The sequence below is a fragment of the Methanosarcina sp. Kolksee genome (genome assembly GCF_000969945.1).
In the GTDB taxonomy this organism is placed as follows: Archaea; Halobacteriota; Methanosarcinia; order Methanosarcinales; family Methanosarcinaceae; genus Methanosarcina; species Methanosarcina vacuolata.
This window is the reverse complement of the sequence record NZ_CP009524.1, coordinates 2,924,921-2,941,421: the sequence shown is the minus strand read 5'-3', so window position 1 is coordinate 2,941,421 and position 16,501 is coordinate 2,924,921. Positions and strand designations below refer to the sequence as shown.

The following is a 16,501-nucleotide window of genomic DNA, read 5'->3' as shown; positions in this document are numbered from 1 at the left end:
GAAAGGTATGCAGGGCAGGATAGTTTGGCATTCAAGTATCAATCCATTTATTTTAGGTATTCTGTTGATTTTAGATACTTTAGTGTAAAGTGCACAGGAATCAGAATTAAATAACCAGAAAAAATGAAAAAATAAATTTTGAGCCAAGGAAAATTCCTTAGAGAAATCCTTTCAGCACATGTCTACAAAGTTTTTCAGAATCTTCAATCCGATAGTTCCACTTTTTTCAGGGTGGAACTGGGTACCCATAACATTACCTTTGGAATTTACGACAGACGCTGAAAAGTCCAGCCCATAATTGCAGGATGCAAGGGTGTTTTCAGACGCTGTGTCCACATAGTAGGAATGGACGAAGTATACGAAAGAGTTGTCAGGAATTCCTTTAAACAGAGGGTGGTCCTGCTCGATTTTAATGTTATTCCAGCCAATATGAGGCACCTTTAGCTCGGACTTTGGAAAGCGCAGCACCTTTCCGGAAATAAGGTTAAGCCCATCAGTAAGCTTTCCTTCCTCCGAAGAACTCATGAGAACCTGTTGTCCAAGACAGATCCCGAGCATCGGCTTGCCTGACTGTGCGTATTCTTCTATAGTCCCTTTGATGGGGTCAAGGCACTTCATCGCGTCCACAAAAGCGCCGACGCCCGGGAGAATTAAACCGTCTGCGGCAAGAATCTCCTCAGGATCCCCTGAGATTGCGGGACTTGATCCGACTTGTTCAAGCCCTTTTTGAACACTGCGGAGGTTTCCAAGCCCGTAATCGAGAATCACAATTCTTTTCATAGCTCTAACAAACTAAGTTAAGATAGATTAACTTTACGCGTAACGAAAAGTACAGCACGAAGATAATTGAAGGACAGAAGGAAACCAATTAAAAGAAAGATAAAAATGAAACGAAAAAATTAGACAAAATATAAAGGGATTGTAAAATCTTTTGCAGTTAAGACCTCCCAGCAGGAAGGCTGTAAGAGCTATTTTCCCTTTCAAAAGTCACCTTGTATTTGCCACAATGTATACATTCATAGCGTTTTTCGAGCACTGTTGGCAAAAAGCACAATGCACCGCTTTTCCGCTTCCATTCATGCAGTCCTAAAAAACACAAGAAACTACGGTTACGATCCGATTCGTCTGAGTCATCAGAGCATTCCTGAGCCAAAAAACTGTTTCTCCTCGTTTCTGATTGTTAAGGTTATTCTACAACAGTAAATAAATTATGGTTAAAAGAACTATATAAATACATAGTTTTTTTAGGAAAATATAAAGGAGTTCTGCTATGGGGAGATATACATGGCTAAAAATAAACGAGTAAATCCATATTATTAAAATATTAATGAAATTTAATATTAATCATGTTATAACGTTTTTTGAGGAAATAAAACAATTTTTTACACGAAGGTTAGAAAGTCTCCAGAAATAGCACATGAAAATGAATCCAGGCAGATGCGTTCATTCTCAGTTTTTGGTACTCTACAAATCGATGAACTGCTACTCTTCGGCGGTCTTACTACCTGGATCCATTCTTTCCATGTAACTTTTGTTCAATTCAGTAAATTCTTTATATGCACTCTCAGATTTTGCCAAAATAGTGCATCTCTTATCGACTATTTTTCCATTTATTAAAAAACAATTTAACGTTTTGATATTAGGAGATGCTTCAAACTTTCTACAATTTTCCTGAGCAGAAATCTCCAGGAAGCACAGTAACTTTTAGGAAACTTCTTTTCAAACTGCTTCCTGCTCTCTCCTATGTCTTCCTGCTCTCTCCTATGTCTTCCTGCTCTCTCCTATGTCTTCATGAGAGAAACATAAAATCAATTTGGTGGATCAGTTTTCTCCTGAGGCCTACAGCTAATACCATCTTACAGTCTCTAAGTACATTCTATGAGCTCGTCTTGTTCTTCAAACTCAGAAATACAGCCAGGTCAGGCCTCTCAAGATCCGAGTTACAACCTTGCTTTTCTACAGGCTTCCTATCTGCATTTTTTTAGAGCTTTAAGAGGTAACAACCCCGCTGTAGCAAAATATTAATAGAGTCTAGTGTTAATAATTTAGCAAAGTTTTTGGGGGATATAACATGAAGAAATTTAAATTTATTAGACATGACGAGAAAGCTATGGAACTCCCGATCAATATTGTGGTTATGCTCGTTGTCGGGATGGTTGCCCTTGCAACACTCATTTCGATCATGCCGACCCCGACAAAGGATATGTCGGTATTTGTGGAAAATGCAGGGCTTAGAGGAGGCACCCTTGAGAAAGGGAACTCAATAATAGTAGATGAAAATACCGCAGAAAACCCTTTTGCAATAACCGTAGTTGTAAAGACAACTGACAGCGACGGAAATCCTGTAAGAAATGCAAACGTTATTCTGAGAGGGCTTGGTGGAGCAGCATCAAATACTACGGATGCTAATGGGTTCACTACCCTGACAACACCGGATAATGCAGAGGTCAGGCTTGACCCTAACCAGAATGAGGGAACAATGGACCTGAAAATTGTGGCTGACGGTTTTTATGACTACGAGAAAAAAGATGCTGTAATGATCATCAAGACCAGGTGATTGTGCATCTCCAAAAGTAAAATTGAAAGGAGGAGCCGTACATGCTGCGTGATAAATTCAAACACGACGAAGCAGGAACTCTGGGGCTTCCAATAAGGATTGTCGTGCTTACGGTTGTGGGTCTTATAGGATTTTGCACGATTCTTACAGCCCTGAGCAATGCCCCTACTCCTCCAAAACCTATGTATGCTACAGCAAATATGAGTGTACTTAACTTACCTTCCACTGAAGGAGGCAGTAATACGGAAACAAACCTGAGCTTGCCTGTAAAAGTGTTTGACAGCGAGAATCGTGGTATAAAGGGTGCAAACGTGATTGCCTGGAGCCCGGATAGAAAAAAAGCCTATTCAGGGGTTACAGATCTCGAAGGAAATGTAATATTGAAAATTTCTAATCCCGAACTGCCTCCGGGAAAAGCTGAAGGATACATTAAGATAAAAGTAATGAGAGAAGGATACAGAGATTTCACCAGCGATTATTTTCAGAAGGTGATTCGGAGTTGAATTACTCTGGATATATTTATGCTGGAAGAATCTGAAGCAGAAAGAATACTGGATCTTGTTTCTGCATCATTTCTCCGTACTTTCATTTCTCCGTATTTTCTGTTCTCCTTATTTTCTGTTCTCCGTACTTCCTGTTTTTTCATTCTTGTTACATTGCGATAATTCCTGCCAAGTACATAATAAGGAAATAATTACGGCTTACGACTCAAATATTATTTTCAAGTCACATGGTATTCTGTAACACGGAAAACACAGCCGGTCGCAGAGTGATTCTATCTGGATATTACAACCACGGAAAACACGGAAAGCACGGAAGAAACACGCCTTTACTACTTATTTCTGTGTTTTCTGTGCTTTCAGTGGTTTTCAAAAAATTCATTCCTGACATACTTTGGAATCAATGCATTAGGTATGCGTTTCCTCTACTGCTGCAAGATCACCAATATTGCTAACCGAGTTGTGAGCCTCGTACACATACCTTTGTCCCCTCATTGCCGACAGCACGGCAGCTATACCACAGAGTAAAGCTCCGATTATGAACGAAATCCGTAGTGCTGGCATGAATGCCTGCTGTAATGTCTGCGGGAACCAGTAGTTACTTGTCAGTGTGGTCACGATTTGTTGCGGTATTGAGCTAACAATACTCGAATCCATAGATTTCAGAACTGAATCCATAGGGTTGTAGCCCAGGAAAGCAGAGAACAAAGCGTTGGTCGGTGACATACTGGCTAGATAACTGGCGAGCTGTTGCACAGCAGGGATAATCTGTTCAGACCCAAAGCTGGCTAACGAAGCCTTAACTGCACCTGGGAAAGCTTTTTGAATTCCCACAATCACGACGGTGAAGAATACGGACATGCTCAGGGTACTGGCTGAGTTCGCTAACGTGGACAACATGCCCGACGCGACACCCCTGTTTTGAGGCGGCACAGAATTCATTATCGATGAGCTGTTAGGAGAGGCAAACATACCGTTACCAATACCCATGAAGAAAATCAGTATTCCTAGCTCCCAGTAGTCAAAGTTATAGGGAAGCAGCGAGAGCCCGACGAAGACAAATGTAACGATAGCCATCCCTGTAGTGGCGATCCATCGAGGACCATACTTGTCCGAGAGCATCCCGGAAATCGGGCCCATGACCATAAAGCCGAGAGTCATAGGTAACATATAGATACCTGCCCATAACGGTGTGTCCTCAAAGCTGTAACCATGAAGTGGCAGCCAGATCCCTTGCAGCAGAAGAATAAGCATGAACATTGCACCACCTCGTGCAATAGCTGCAGTAAAACTGGCGAGACACCCGTAGGCAAAAGCCCTGATCTTGAAGAACTCCAGCTTGAACATAGGGTTCTTCACCTTGCTCTCGACAAACGGGAAAGCGATCAGCAATAAGATCCCGATACCTAACGCTGCCATTACCCAGGGGTTGTTCCAGCCCATTGCATCGGTTATACCATCATGCTCGTAAGGCATCAGGGCATAAGTGACACCTATCAGAAGCGAGGTCAGCCCGCCGACAAAAAGTAAGTTTCCCACAATATCGAGGCTGGTTCTGGATGCCCGGAACGAAATATCTTTCATCTTCCAGTAGGACCACACTGTTCCAAGAACCGCAAAGGGAATGTTGACCAGGAAAACATAGCGCCAGTTGTACGTTGCCAGTACACCACCGAGCAGCAAGCCAATGAACTGGCCGGACATGAAGGCAACCATATTTATGCCGAGTGCCTTTCCCCTCTCGCTGACCGGAAATGCATCTGTAATAATTGCTGAGCCGTTTGCTATAGTGAATGCACTGCCTACAGCCTGTATAAGCCTGAAAATAACTAACTCAAGAGCACCAGCATTGCCTGTGCCAGGCGTTAGATAGAGCAGGGTTGAACCGATAGCGAATATCAGGAATCCAAACCGGAACAATTTTACCCGACCATACATGTCTGCCAGCCGGCCAATAGTGAGGAGCAGTGTAGCCGTTACCAGGCCAAAACCCATCAGGAGCCACAGCAGGTACTGAAATGCACCCGGAGCCATTGGGTTCATATGGATTCCCTTGAATATTGCGGGAAGGGAGATCAGGATAATGCTGCCGTTAATAGAACCCATCAGTGATGCAAGGGTCACATTAAACAGTGCAACCCATTTGTATGCAATACTTTTCCCATTGTGATTTTCACTCAATTTATTACCTTCCGTTTTTATTGTTTTCATCTTCTTGATTCTGGAAATCACAGTCTTGCGCCGCCTTGGACTGCTGCATAACATCCTGGGTATCGTCGATCTCCTCTTTTGCATCACTGTTATCGTCACCTTCAATCACATTGTTGACGATCCGGGACATTTCGTTCAGGAGCTCCAGTTTTTCCTGTGTCATGCGGTCCAGTCCTTTCACTCCCTTGGGAGTGATCGTGTATACTTTTCTGCGTTCGATCCCCTCGCTCTGGATGAATCCTTTTGACTCAAGTTTCTCCAGGATTGGGTAGATCGAGCCTGCGCTCGGAGTCCATCGCCCGTTTGAGCGGAGCTCGACCGTCTTGATGATGTCATAACCATGAGTAGGTTTCTCTTTAATAATTTTCAGCACGATATACTTGAGAAAAGCCCGCCTGATTTCTGTACACATTTTATTATTCTCGATGCTTTCTTCCATAGTTCGCACTCCGATATATCGGCAAGTGATATATCGGTAGGTAATATAGTATTTATATCTTTTTGGTAACTATTAATCATCTAAAAATCATCTAAAATTAGTTAGGTTCTATTGATTTTGAAGTAATAGATATGCCAGGTAACTAATGATGAAAAAAGAAAAAGTAGGATCATTTGATAATAATTAAAAATGACAATCTCAATGAAATTTACCAGTTAAATCTGAATGAAGGAAGTTATTGATGCGGTCTTACCAGAGGACTGAATAGTTTCATTATTTTTTGGTTCACGGTGTTAAGATACGCTTAACTTCACAGAAACGGGATACAAAGCTGGGAACAGCATTAAGGTACTCTGGAAATACAATCAACCAAATAATTGGGAACGATATATTTTTGGGTCTTCTCTCTGGGTCTTCTCTCTGGGTCTTCTCTCTGGATCTTCTCTCTGGATCTTCTCTCTGGATCTTCTCTCTGGATCTTCTCTCTGGATCTTCTCTCTGGATCTTCTCTCTGGATCTTCTCTCTGGATCTTCTCTCTGGATCTTCTCTCTGGATCTTCTCTCTGGGTCTCCTTCTGGTTTCTCTCAAAAATGAGGTAAATATTGAAGTAAATATTGAAGTATATTTTTACAGTAGAGTCTATATCATAACTTGTCTGTTTTTCACAACTTGTCTGTCAATACTTTCTTCCTGCGGTTGGCCGTGTAAAACTTCATAAAAACGGCTCCTGCCATCAGTACGGCAAGCCCGGCAGAGAAATATGGAGATTTTATGACATCCCATCTACCTGACCAGACAAGGAAGCCGGTAAGGAAAAGCGCTGAAGACCCGGCAATTCCTGAAATCTCAAAAGGAATTTTCATAGAGCCGAGGGTAAACCTGTTCTGGTTTTCAAGGATTTCTACACGGGACTCAAGTTCCTTTATATACTCACTTTTTTCATCTTGCTGAACCTTGAGATTACGGAACTCCATATCCAGTTTTTCGATTTCGGGTTTGAGGTTGTTATAAGTAAAATTCGAAAGTTCGGATAGAGCAGCATGAAGGGAACGAAGACTTTCGGATAGGCTTGAAAAAACCTCATTTATGCTCTTGATTTTAGAATTGGCTCCGGACATTTCGGAGGAATTTTCCCCGGAAAATGTAGAAAAATTCGAAGGCTCGCTCGAAGGAAGTACTGCACTGAATTCAAAATTTGAAATATTTCCTTCCGAAACTGAAGGGACTAAATCCGAAAAAAAAGAATTTCCGTGAATAGAAGCTTCAGGAGAAACCGACGGTACCTGTGGATAAATTGAGGAGTGTGAAGCGATGCTTCCTGCATTTTCCCCCGGATAAAGTCCTGTAAAATTTCCTGAGAAAACTCTGCCAGTTTGCAGTTCAGGAGAAGCTCCCATAGAAAGGCGTCTCTCGACTGCCCGGAGTCGTTTTTCAAAACTTCTTATGCTCTGATCGAAAACCTCGATTCTTCCCTGCAAATCCTCCCTGACTTCGGGATCTGCCTGACGTAACTTATTCAATTAACCATTACCCCCTTAATTTTGTACTACAGAATCAGGCCCAAGACTATATAAAATTTTTGAGGTTCGTGTGTTGTTAAGATTAGTAAAACAAAAAGTCATAACCAGAAAAGAAGAATGACAAAAGAAAAAAACGAAAGATCTTCAGAACAGATATTTAATTCAGTCAGCCGATTTATGATTTCGTCTACAATGCATGAAAATTCTTCCGAATCAGGACATTTCCAGGATACGTTTAATTGGAATATGAAAAATAGTCAATACAAAAATAATTTTATAAAGATATCACAAGCTATGAAGATATCACAAGCTATAAAGATATCACAGGCTATTTTTATTTATTGTAGATCATGGTCAAAATCGCATTTTTTTGAAAGAAAAGTCATAAAGACTGAAAAAAACTCATGAAAAAATATTGATCTCAATATATTCCCTACAAAAAGTCGGAGTCAAGGTAGAAAATCTAAATACTGAAAATATGAAATGGCAACTTTCGGGCTATGGCCATTCCCTGAACATGAAATTTAGTAAAAAACTGACTTCACGAAAACGAAATTTCATACTACCTTTATAAGGAATTCACAGCAATCGTTCCTGTTCCCTATAGTCTTCAGCGCCTCTACACTGAAATCAGAGTCCACTTTCAAAGTTATGTCCGAAAAAATTTTCCGGGTCAAGGTGCATAAAATAGGATTTTTACGGGCTTCTTCTCCTTTCCAGGGGCACTTTGTTCCCCTGACTATCCATGAACTTTCTTTTTCACCCTTTTCAGAGGAAAAGCTTCCACCCAGCTGATTCATTATCTCGGCACAGACCTCACCTGCATAGGCGAAGTCCAGTTTCCTGTTCTCAAGGTGATATGTGTCGAACAGCATTTTTTCGACCATGCCTGTCATCTGGTTAATTATGACCTTTTTTTCCTCATTAGAAATAACCCTTAGAAGAGTGGGAATAATTGCGGTAAGAATACTCTGTACCCGGTTTTTTACCTCAAGGCTGTTGCGGTCAGCTACCAGTCGGTCATGCATGCATTTTACCCTGAGTAAGGATTTTACCCGGGTCTTAAGCTCAAGCCTGTTTATAGGTTTCGTAAGAAAATCATCAGCTCCGGCCTCAATTCCTTTTATTCGGTCTTCAATTTCAGAAAGAGCGGTGAGCATCAAAACCGGAATGAATTGAGTTTCGGGGTCTTTTTTGACAATTTTGCATACCTCATAGCCGCTTATTTCAGGCATCATGATATCCAGCAAGATCATATCGAGCTTTTCTTCCTTTAATTTCTGGATAGCTTCCTTTCCACTGTTGGCAGTAATAAGATCATATGGCTCCACCGAAAGGTAGGCCTCTATAAGCTCTATGTTCTCAAGCACATCATCGACAATCAGAATTTTAGGTTTGCTATCTTCATTCTGCAAGGTTTCATCCCCTAGACTCACGAACTACAATCCCTTCAGATGTAATTTCGAAAACAGACATTTCAGGGGAAATAGGGGTACTGCGCATCTTGGGTATGCTCAGGTAGCGCTCCATTTTTCCAAGATAAGAATTTTCCCTTACTAAAAGGTGAATAGATCCATAAACCGAATATTCAGCAAGCTGGTAGGTCATGTTGTGTGCGGACTCATCCATGATTAAAAGAGCTGTACAGCCTTTCTTCCTTACCATGTAGTTTAGCGCGTCAAACTGGTCTCTTAGCTTTTTTATGGAAATCCTGAGAGCAAAGGTACCTATATTATCTATTACGAGGCATTCCGTTCCTTCATGTATTAATTCTATAAGATTCGGGATTTCGAGGTTCAGGCTTTCAGGCTTAAAACCGTATCTGGTCTGTCCTATTATTTCCGAACGGCTTTCGAAGATATTTTGTATAATAAGCTGTCCACTCTCATAGTACGATGTGAGGTCGCGCCCTAGCAGGCTTGCTTGATAAAGAATATCTTCAGGACTTTCCTCAGTTGCGATAATCATACATTTTTTGCCTTCAAGACAATTTTTATAAATAAAATGGATTCCAAAGATTGTTTTCCCGCTTCCTGCTATGCCGGTTATAAGGGTTACTTTATTTGCAGGATAACCCCCACTCAACTTCCTGTCCAGCTCCTCTATGCCTGTTGAAACCCTTTCCATTTTTGCAAATCCTCACTCTTTCTGTACTTTACCCTTATAGCTTCCCGGACTGTGAATAGATATAAGATTCTTAACTTAAAGGCTTAGAACAGTCTCTAAATGACCCTGAGATTTAGAAGCTGTTTATAAATAGAGAAAGGTTTACTATTTTTCATTAGCTTTACAGTAATTTCATGAAAATCATCTTCCATGAAAATCATCTACTTTATTTTTTTAACTCAGTTTGTACTGCTAATTCTGTTTCACTTACTATATATTTTTATTTACTCCTCTGCCATCCTTATCCAATTTGAACATTTTGTACTGAATTTTCAGAAATGTTTTTTTCCCAGACAGGATATTTAAAATTCAAAATAGTTTGAGAGACATACAATCCTACTCCTGGCCTAATTCTCGCTACCTGTATTCCCTGCAGCCTTAATTTTGAGAGAAAAGTTTAATATGGATAGCTTCTATCAATAGTGCTGCACCAAGGGCTCGTAGGGTAGCCAGGATATCCTAATGGGCTTCGAAGTAAGATAATTACGAAGATACCCATTGACTCGTGTTCGAATCGCGGCGGGCCCGCTAACTTATTTTTACCTGTTTTTTACAGTCTTTTACTGCCTTTTACTGTTTTTTACCTGTCTTTTACTGTCTTTTACTGTCTTTTACTGTCTTTTACTGTCTTTTACTGTCTTTTACTATCTTTTACTGCCTTTTGCCTGCCTTTTGCCTGCCTTTTGCCTGTATTCTCTATTCTTCAAAAGCAATGCATTCTTTTTCATAGATCATCGGCTGAGGAACTCTTTTCGTCTCATTCAATCCTTTTTCGTATTTATGTCCACACCATCTTCAAACTATTAAGTCCTAACTTTTTTATTAAACTTACAACCGTACACTGAGACATGTCACTAAAAATTCACTGTCAGGAAAGATTTTTGCCTTAACCGGGGGCACATAAACGGGAAGTATATTTTTGAATTACTGACAGGTCGGGAAAATATATAGCATATCTGTGTATACCTGTGGAAACTGGATTGGATACTTGATAAGGTTAACTTTCTAGAACGATCATAAATTATTCCGAAATTCATGTACACAATGACCTTAAAAATAGTACTTAATTCCAAAGACTTACGCACTCAATGTATAAAATCAAGTACATGAAACATCATAATTTAAATTCACATTAACATAGAATATGCCTTAAGATTCTGTTTTTCAAACTTAACCATATTTTTAAGTTTTCATCATATATGAAAAATTTACTTTATATCCTATAACTTGAATAAGATACATTTTATACTTCAAATACGTAAACTTTATGCAAATGTAAATAACTCAAAAGGTGCAACTCATGAAGACTATAGAAGATCCTCTGAAATCAAATAGAAGATTAATATTAACGGTTGCAATCTCGGTGTGCGCGATCATGCTTTTCTGTGTCATCCCAAACGCCTATGCCGAGGAATCAGCAAATACCACGTCCGAAGTGGTCAACGGACCCGCTGTTAATCCCTACCTGGCATCCTCACTTTATGCCATCACACATTTTGACTCTTCGCAGAGCGACTCTACACCCTACGGGCCTCCTCGCGGTAACTTCACTGTAGACCCAACGACTCAACCAACTGTCTCTGGCGGCCCGATAAACATCATAACTCTTGCATCCACTAATAAGAATTACATGTGGGCAGTTGGAAGCGATCACGTAAGCTACGTTAATGCGACCGACAACAATTGGACTGCGGTGGCAAAATATGAGGCACTTGCAGATGCGTCAAACAACTCATTCCCGGCTGTTCCGGATGAAAATTTCAGTACCTTCGGCGAGTCGTCTGCGGTGGGAATGAACACAAGCTCGATGAATAGTTCCTTGAAAAGCCTTTTCGGTGAAAATTACGCAGACCGCTTTGGGAATGGACTGTACTCGGTAGTCGATAACGAAAACGTGCTGTATACAAATTATGGAGATAACCTCTACGCGTTTGCATTAAACGATCCGAACAACCCATCTGCAGGCATAAAGAAACTCTACATGCTAGAAGATGTGGTCACTGCGATCCAGGGCGACGACCACCCGCCGTACGCAAGATTATTTGGCCTTTCCATGACATACGATGGCTACCTTATTATCACTTTTAGCAATGGGGTGGCAGTTATCAATCGCGACCTCAACACAACCTCTACATCTTTTTACAAGCTTGGGAGTGGTGAGTACGTTAGCAACTCAGTTGCTGTAGATGAAAACAATGGCATATATCTGGCAAGCGATAGTGTCATGCACAAGCTCGTCTGGAACGGCAAGAATCTTTCCGACAATGAAGCTGATGGTGCATGGTCAAGCCCATATACCAATTCGGAACAACCTCCTATGATCAAGGTAGGCAATGGCACAGGGTCCACTCCAACGCTCATGGGATTCGGCGACGATGAGGATAAGCTGGTGGTCATAACCGATGGTGCCAAACAGATGAACCTGGTGGCATTCTGGCGCGACGAAATCCCTGAGGGATCCGAACGCATCGCAGGGCAGATTCCGGTAACTTGCAATTTTACAACCCTTCCCGAGTGGATACAGACGGAGCAGTCCGTAGTCGTATCTGGATACGGAGCCTTTGTTGTGAATAACATTCCGGAAAATGTCAGCTCTGACCTTATAGGCCAGAACAAGATTCTTCAGGTCTCGCTCATGGGCCCGGCATATGATACTGCATATGGTGCCGAGCGCTTCCAATGGAACACATCAACAAATGAATGGTCTTCAGTATGGGCAAGATCAGATGTTTCGTCGACAAGCATGGTTCCGATTTACAGCCAGTCGGGTAATATGGCCCTCATCAATGGCTACAGGTTGCCAGATGGCTGGGAAGTGCTCGGACTTGACTGGGATACCGGTGAAACTGTCCATCAAACGATTTTTGGCGATGCGAACTTCGGAAACGGGGCATATGCATTGCTGGAGTATCTGGAAAATAATGATCTGATTTTCAATTCCTTCGCGGGCCCAATTCGTATCAATTACAACAATTCAAACCTGTCTTCTGGAGCAGATGGAGCTGGCAGTTGGGAACTTATTCCTGAGAATTCCGCTGGAGATGTAGTAGAGATAAAAGGAACCGGCTTTGTGGGAGATACTGCGAAAGTTCAGGTGTCCTTCGAAAAAGATGTGACGGTACAGGATGGAGAATACGAGTACATGCTTGAAAATATAATAATTCCCTCCGGGTTCGACAACAGTTTTACTGTGCAGGCAACAGGAGCTGATGACCTTAATGTGAGAGCAAAGATTATCCTGTGGTTAACAAAAAGCGCAAAGGCACAAAACGGTATTGCTACTGTTTCCCAGACGGGTGTTCCTCCAGGGACATATAATATCAGGATCGATGGAAAGGCAAGTGGTTCTACTGTCAAACTCAAGATCACAGCTGTGCAAGAGGTGGAAGTAGATTCAGAAGGAAATCTCAACTATGAATATAATACTAAGTCTATACCGGCAGGCAGTTTTAAAGTAATAATCGGAGGCGTTGAAAAGCAGATTGAATTATAAACCTGCATAAATATAAAATTATAAACCTGCAGAAAGATCGAATTAAAGCCTGCAGAAAGCCTGACTCTGGACAAAGGCTCTTCGTTGTTTTGTGTGATATCCTCATTATATTCTCATAAAAACCAACGTGGTCTTGAATTGAAAATTGTTTTATCCACAGGGAATGACGAAGAGCCAGATTTCCCTTTTTTTGAACACAGTTAGCCTGTAAATTTCGCTCCGGATGAATGAACCTCGGAGAACGGATGGTATCTTCCTAGAATAGTAATATTTATTTTTATGGAACACCAATTATTACATATGAACATTATAGAGAGAAAAAACTATAGAGGAGTTAACCTTCCAGGCGCTCATCTTGAAAAAAAGAACCTTATATGGGCTAACTTTCAAGAAGCTAACCTTCAGGAAGCTTATCTCATAAAAGCTAACCTTACACAGGCTGATTTTCAAGGGGCTAACCTTTATAGAGCTGACCTGCGCGGGGCTGACCTGCGCGGGGCTAACTTCCAGGAGGCAAACCTCCAGGATGCAAACATGCAAGGAGCCGACCTCTCAAATTCTTACCTTTTAGAGGGTGTAGGCACTAATCTTCAAGGAGCTAATCTTCAAGGAGCTAATCTTCAAGGGGTTAACTTTACAAGGGCAAACCTTAAGGGGGCTAACCTTCAAGGAGCAAACCTCCAGCTATCCAATCTCCATCTGGCTAACCTTCAAGGAGCTAATCTTCAAGGAACTAACTTCCAGGGAGCTAGTCTTTATGGAGCCGACCTGCGCGGGGCTGACCTCCAGGCAGCTGATCTTTATGTAGCTGACCTTCAAAAGTCTGACCTTCAAGAAGCAAACCTTCAAGAAGCTAACCTTCATGAAGCAAATCTTCAAGGAGCTAATCTAAATAAAGTGAAAAACTTATCATTTGACCAGCTCTCTAAAGTAAAAACTCTTCATAACGCAAAATTAGATGAAGAAAATTTTACGCTACTTGACGAGCAATACATTACCGCTTGAAAAGCTCAGGTAAAAATGAGTTAAGAATAATACTGAAAATTTCAAGTGGTTACATCAATTTTTTTGTTTATCGCCTGCAGACTTAACTGTTTCAATGTTTTTTATTTCTGATTATGTTTGTCAAGAAATAGTTTAGTCTAATGAGCCGGGATTTAAAGAGATTAAGTAACTACTATTTTATAAGTTGGGATTTAAAGAAATTAAGTTACTACTATTCTATACATTTTATGATGCTTCTTCTGGATAGAATTGCGAACATTACCCGCAGTTTTGATAACCTTTTTCCTTAACGCATTTCTTATTGAATTTTATATAATTTTTAGGTTTATTTTGACTTTAACACAAACTCTAAAATCCTTAAGTTTTAATATATTAAACTTTGATGATATATATTAAACATTGGATAATAAAAGATAGTTTATAAAATAATATATCATTACAATAAGTATATATCTAATGTTTACGATAAAAATGAACATCATAGGAGATACTTTTCGAAAACAATAATGTATTCAAAACAATAATGATTTGTTTTCGTTTTTACGAAGCATCTACCTAATAGGGGATATACATGGACATTATGACCGATTTATCCATAAAAATTGCAGAGGCTGTAGTTCCTGATGAAATTGATCTAGCACCTCTTATGACTGAAGCTTTCGTTCGGGGAGGAAAGGAAAGAGAGTCTCTTTTTATAAAACAGGAAAGCTCAGGACTTGGGGCTTTTGGACTTACCGATGGTGTTTTACTATTTCCCTGGATCTTAAAAGGGATAGCTGTTACAGCTCCTTTTATGTCTCACTTTCTATCAATGGATGACCGCTACCTCGAAGAAACATATCATTTTCTGGGCATAAGCCATTTTCTAGGCCTATTTGGTAAGGAAACAAAAGAACAAGCTAATCAACTTCCGGAAAAGTACGTGAAACCTCTTACGAATCTCTTTGAGACATTTGTATCAGAACTTGAAGCTTCTGGACTTCCCGAAGAGCAACGTGAGAGGTTAATTGCAAATGTTCTTGTTACACTACGAAAAAATTCATCGGTTTCTTTAGAATTTGTAGAAAGAGTTGCTGCATCAAAGTGATAATATGTCTGAAAACGGAAAGTGCCAGTCCCTTCCTCCTTGGTTGTGGATATGGTTTGTTTTTTACATACGTTTATTGCCTGCTCAAATAGAATTGCTTAAAGAGAATATTAGCTCTTTCTTATATTCTACAGACCCGACATACGCTAACTGGACCCTTGTTAGCAGATTTAAATTGGTAAACGCACCCGCCTGGATTCCCAGTATATTTTTGTATATAGGTGTTTTAAGCGTTTTGTTTCCTTTTATACGAACGTATTACGTTGAAAAAAAATATAAATTGACTGAAAATTATACAAGAATTCCTGCAATAATAGAAATTGAAGATTTTCTTAAATTGTACGCCCCGAATCTAAAAATCAAAACCAATCTTCTCAGCCAAAGTGAAGAAGTATTTATTTATCCTATAGGTTATCGTAAGACCGGCATAGCAATATTTGGAAAATTTATTAAGTCCTGGCGCTCGGACAAAGAAAGCGCTCAAGAAATACTTCTCCATGAGATTGGACACTATCGAAATGGAGATGCTTTAATTCTCGGAGCAGGGAGTCTTTTTGAATTTGTAGTTAAGCACTCTATAGGTATTATCGCCTTTTTTATCCTGATTCAAATGGTTCTAGTTTTTTTTGATCTGACCGAATCTTCCTTTCATAATATACATGTAGTCATAATGTTCTTTTTATACTCATTAACAGACCCAATAATTATTCTCTTCCAAACTTTATCCTTCTTTACTCTTCCTATTGCAGGGGTCTGGTCTGCAGAGCTTAACGCAGATAGATTTATGCTAACATCAAAAATGGATACTACTAAGAATTCATTAAATGTAATGGGGAAACTAAAAAAAGAGAAGTCGCTTAAAAAATTGCTTCTTGCTCAAATAACCCATCCTCCAAATACTCTGAGACGTTGGATGGCTGTCCACTCCAGTGAAGAGAAAAGTGTTTTACTATTTCTTTTCTTTTATCCTTTAGCCCATTTATTCCAATTACTTCTGTTTATAATGTATGCACTATCGAGCAACATCTTATCTTTTATATTTAAAACAAGAGATATGCAGGAATTTTTAGATTTTTTTAATCCCATACTGATAGACTATATACATAGGTGGTCATTTACCTGGTTACTTTTTTCTATAGTAGTTATACTATGGCCCATATTGGCAGTATACTGGGTTAGACTTTTTTCAGGATTGCGTGAAACATATAATCTGGAAAACTATAAATCTTACTTCTTAAGCGCACTCGTCTTATTCTGTGTTTTTGTCCTTTCATATTCTTAAAAATCAAAAGTCTGCTAGATCAACAAAATCTAATCAGTTACTTCACAGCATACACCGCTGCCAGAAGTAATTTGTTTTATCCCGGAAAATTGAGTTACGCTGAGAAATAGACGTTAAATTCAGAGTGGTACTTTAATAATTAGATGCTTAAAGCTTATAGGTAACTTGCGAATTAACTGCAAATTAGAAGTTAAATTTTACTTACTGTAAAAAATAGGTTATTCTGAAGCGCTTTTTCGC

General features: G+C 40.0%; 13 protein-coding genes and 1 tRNA gene. 7 read left to right on the top strand and 7 right to left on the bottom strand.

The window, feature by feature from the left end:
• Positions 1–171 precede the first annotated feature (171 nt).
• Positions 172–780: an imidazole glycerol phosphate synthase subunit HisH gene (gene hisH, locus MSKOL_RS12150; protein WP_048121280.1), complete on the bottom strand. Its 609-nt coding sequence runs from the start codon at positions 778–780 to the stop codon at positions 172–174.
• A 1,291-nt stretch (positions 781–2,071) separates the two neighbouring features.
• On the opposite strand from hisH, the gene MSKOL_RS12140 reads away from it, so the two are divergent.
• Positions 2,072–2,557 (top strand): Ig-like domain-containing protein, encoded by a 486-nt coding sequence (locus tag MSKOL_RS12140; RefSeq protein ID WP_048156587.1) that lies wholly within the window; start codon positions 2,072–2,074, stop codon positions 2,555–2,557.
• 41 nt (positions 2,558–2,598) lie between these two features.
• Positions 2,599–3,060 carry a carboxypeptidase-like regulatory domain-containing protein gene (locus MSKOL_RS12135; protein ID WP_048156584.1) on the top strand — a complete coding sequence of 154 codons (462 nt, stop codon included), beginning with the start codon at positions 2,599–2,601 and terminating at the stop codon, positions 3,058–3,060.
• A 405-nt stretch (positions 3,061–3,465) separates the two neighbouring features.
• Here the strand turns inward: MSKOL_RS12135 and MSKOL_RS12130 are convergent, their stop codons facing one another.
• From MSKOL_RS12130 to MSKOL_RS12100, 6 genes are all read right to left on the bottom strand, one after another.
• Entirely contained in the window at positions 3,466–5,352 is a 1,887-nt protein-coding gene (locus tag MSKOL_RS12130) for an MFS transporter (protein WP_231592216.1), read from the bottom strand.
• Complete coding sequence (locus tag MSKOL_RS12125; protein ID WP_082091125.1) at positions 5,243–5,707, bottom strand: PadR family transcriptional regulator; 465 nt, start codon at positions 5,705–5,707, stop codon at positions 5,243–5,245. Before MSKOL_RS12125 ends, MSKOL_RS12130 begins: the two co-directional genes overlap by 110 nt.
• A 343-nt stretch (positions 5,708–6,050) precedes the next feature.
• Positions 6,051–6,296, bottom strand: a complete 246-nt coding sequence (locus MSKOL_RS20280; protein WP_156151075.1) for a hypothetical protein — start codon at positions 6,294–6,296, stop codon at positions 6,051–6,053.
• 74 nt (positions 6,297–6,370) lie between these two features.
• Positions 6,371–7,228 carry a hypothetical protein gene (locus MSKOL_RS12115; protein ID WP_048156575.1) on the bottom strand — a complete coding sequence of 286 codons (858 nt, stop codon included), beginning with the start codon at positions 7,226–7,228 and terminating at the stop codon, positions 6,371–6,373.
• Positions 7,229–7,785: 557 nt separating this feature from the next.
• Entirely contained in the window at positions 7,786–8,643 is an 858-nt protein-coding gene (locus MSKOL_RS12105; RefSeq protein WP_082091124.1) for a methanogen output domain 1-containing protein, read from the bottom strand.
• 4 nt (positions 8,644–8,647) lie between these two features.
• Positions 8,648–9,355, bottom strand: coding sequence for an ATPase domain-containing protein (locus tag MSKOL_RS12100; protein ID WP_048156570.1), 708 nt, complete (start codon positions 9,353–9,355; stop codon positions 8,648–8,650).
• A gap of 473 nt (positions 9,356–9,828) precedes the next feature.
• Between MSKOL_RS12100 and MSKOL_RS12095 the strand changes: the two genes are divergently transcribed.
• The 5 genes from MSKOL_RS12095 (at position 9,829) to MSKOL_RS12075 (ending at position 16,261) form a co-directional block, all read left to right on the top strand.
• A tRNA-Arg gene (locus MSKOL_RS12095) sits at positions 9,829–9,922 on the top strand.
• 772 nt (positions 9,923–10,694) lie between these two features.
• Positions 10,695–12,887, top strand: coding sequence for a hypothetical protein (locus tag MSKOL_RS12090; RefSeq protein ID WP_052725453.1), 2,193 nt, complete (start codon positions 10,695–10,697; stop codon positions 12,885–12,887).
• A 300-nt stretch (positions 12,888–13,187) separates the two neighbouring features.
• Positions 13,188–13,892 (top strand): pentapeptide repeat-containing protein, encoded by a 705-nt coding sequence (locus tag MSKOL_RS12085; protein ID WP_052725451.1) that lies wholly within the window; start codon positions 13,188–13,190, stop codon positions 13,890–13,892.
• 571 nt (positions 13,893–14,463) lie between these two features.
• Entirely contained in the window at positions 14,464–14,979 is a 516-nt protein-coding gene (locus MSKOL_RS12080) for a hypothetical protein (RefSeq protein WP_048156567.1), read from the top strand.
• 4 nt (positions 14,980–14,983) lie between these two features.
• A complete protein-coding gene (locus MSKOL_RS12075) occupies positions 14,984–16,261 on the top strand; it encodes a M48 family metalloprotease (RefSeq protein ID WP_048156563.1) in 1,278 nt (425 codons plus the stop codon).
• Positions 16,262–16,501 lie beyond the last annotated feature (240 nt).

Bases quoted from the DNA above. Each gene is read 5' to 3' on its own strand.
- MSKOL_RS12125 (WP_082091125.1), bottom strand. From the start codon at position 5,707: ATGGAAGAAAGCATCGAGAATAATAAAATGTGTACAGAAATCAGGCGG.
- MSKOL_RS12140 (WP_048156587.1), top strand. From the start codon at position 2,072: ATGAAGAAATTTAAATTTATTAGACATGACGAGAAAGCTATGGAACTC.
- MSKOL_RS12085 (WP_052725451.1), top strand. From the start codon at position 13,188: ATGAACATTATAGAGAGAAAAAACTATAGAGGAGTTAACCTTCCAGGC.
- MSKOL_RS12130 (WP_231592216.1), bottom strand. From the start codon at position 5,352: ATGCAAAAGAGGAGATCGACGATACCCAGGATGTTATGCAGCAGTCCA.
- hisH (WP_048121280.1), bottom strand. From the start codon at position 780: ATGAAAAGAATTGTGATTCTCGATTACGGGCTTGGAAACCTCCGCAGT.
- MSKOL_RS12135 (WP_048156584.1), top strand. From the start codon at position 2,599: ATGCTGCGTGATAAATTCAAACACGACGAAGCAGGAACTCTGGGGCTT.
- MSKOL_RS12100 (WP_048156570.1), bottom strand. From the start codon at position 9,355: ATGGAAAGGGTTTCAACAGGCATAGAGGAGCTGGACAGGAAGTTGAGT.
- MSKOL_RS12090 (WP_052725453.1), top strand. From the start codon at position 10,695: ATGAAGACTATAGAAGATCCTCTGAAATCAAATAGAAGATTAATATTA.
- MSKOL_RS12080 (WP_048156567.1), top strand. From the start codon at position 14,464: ATGGACATTATGACCGATTTATCCATAAAAATTGCAGAGGCTGTAGTT.
- MSKOL_RS12075 (WP_048156563.1), top strand. From the start codon at position 14,984: ATGTCTGAAAACGGAAAGTGCCAGTCCCTTCCTCCTTGGTTGTGGATA.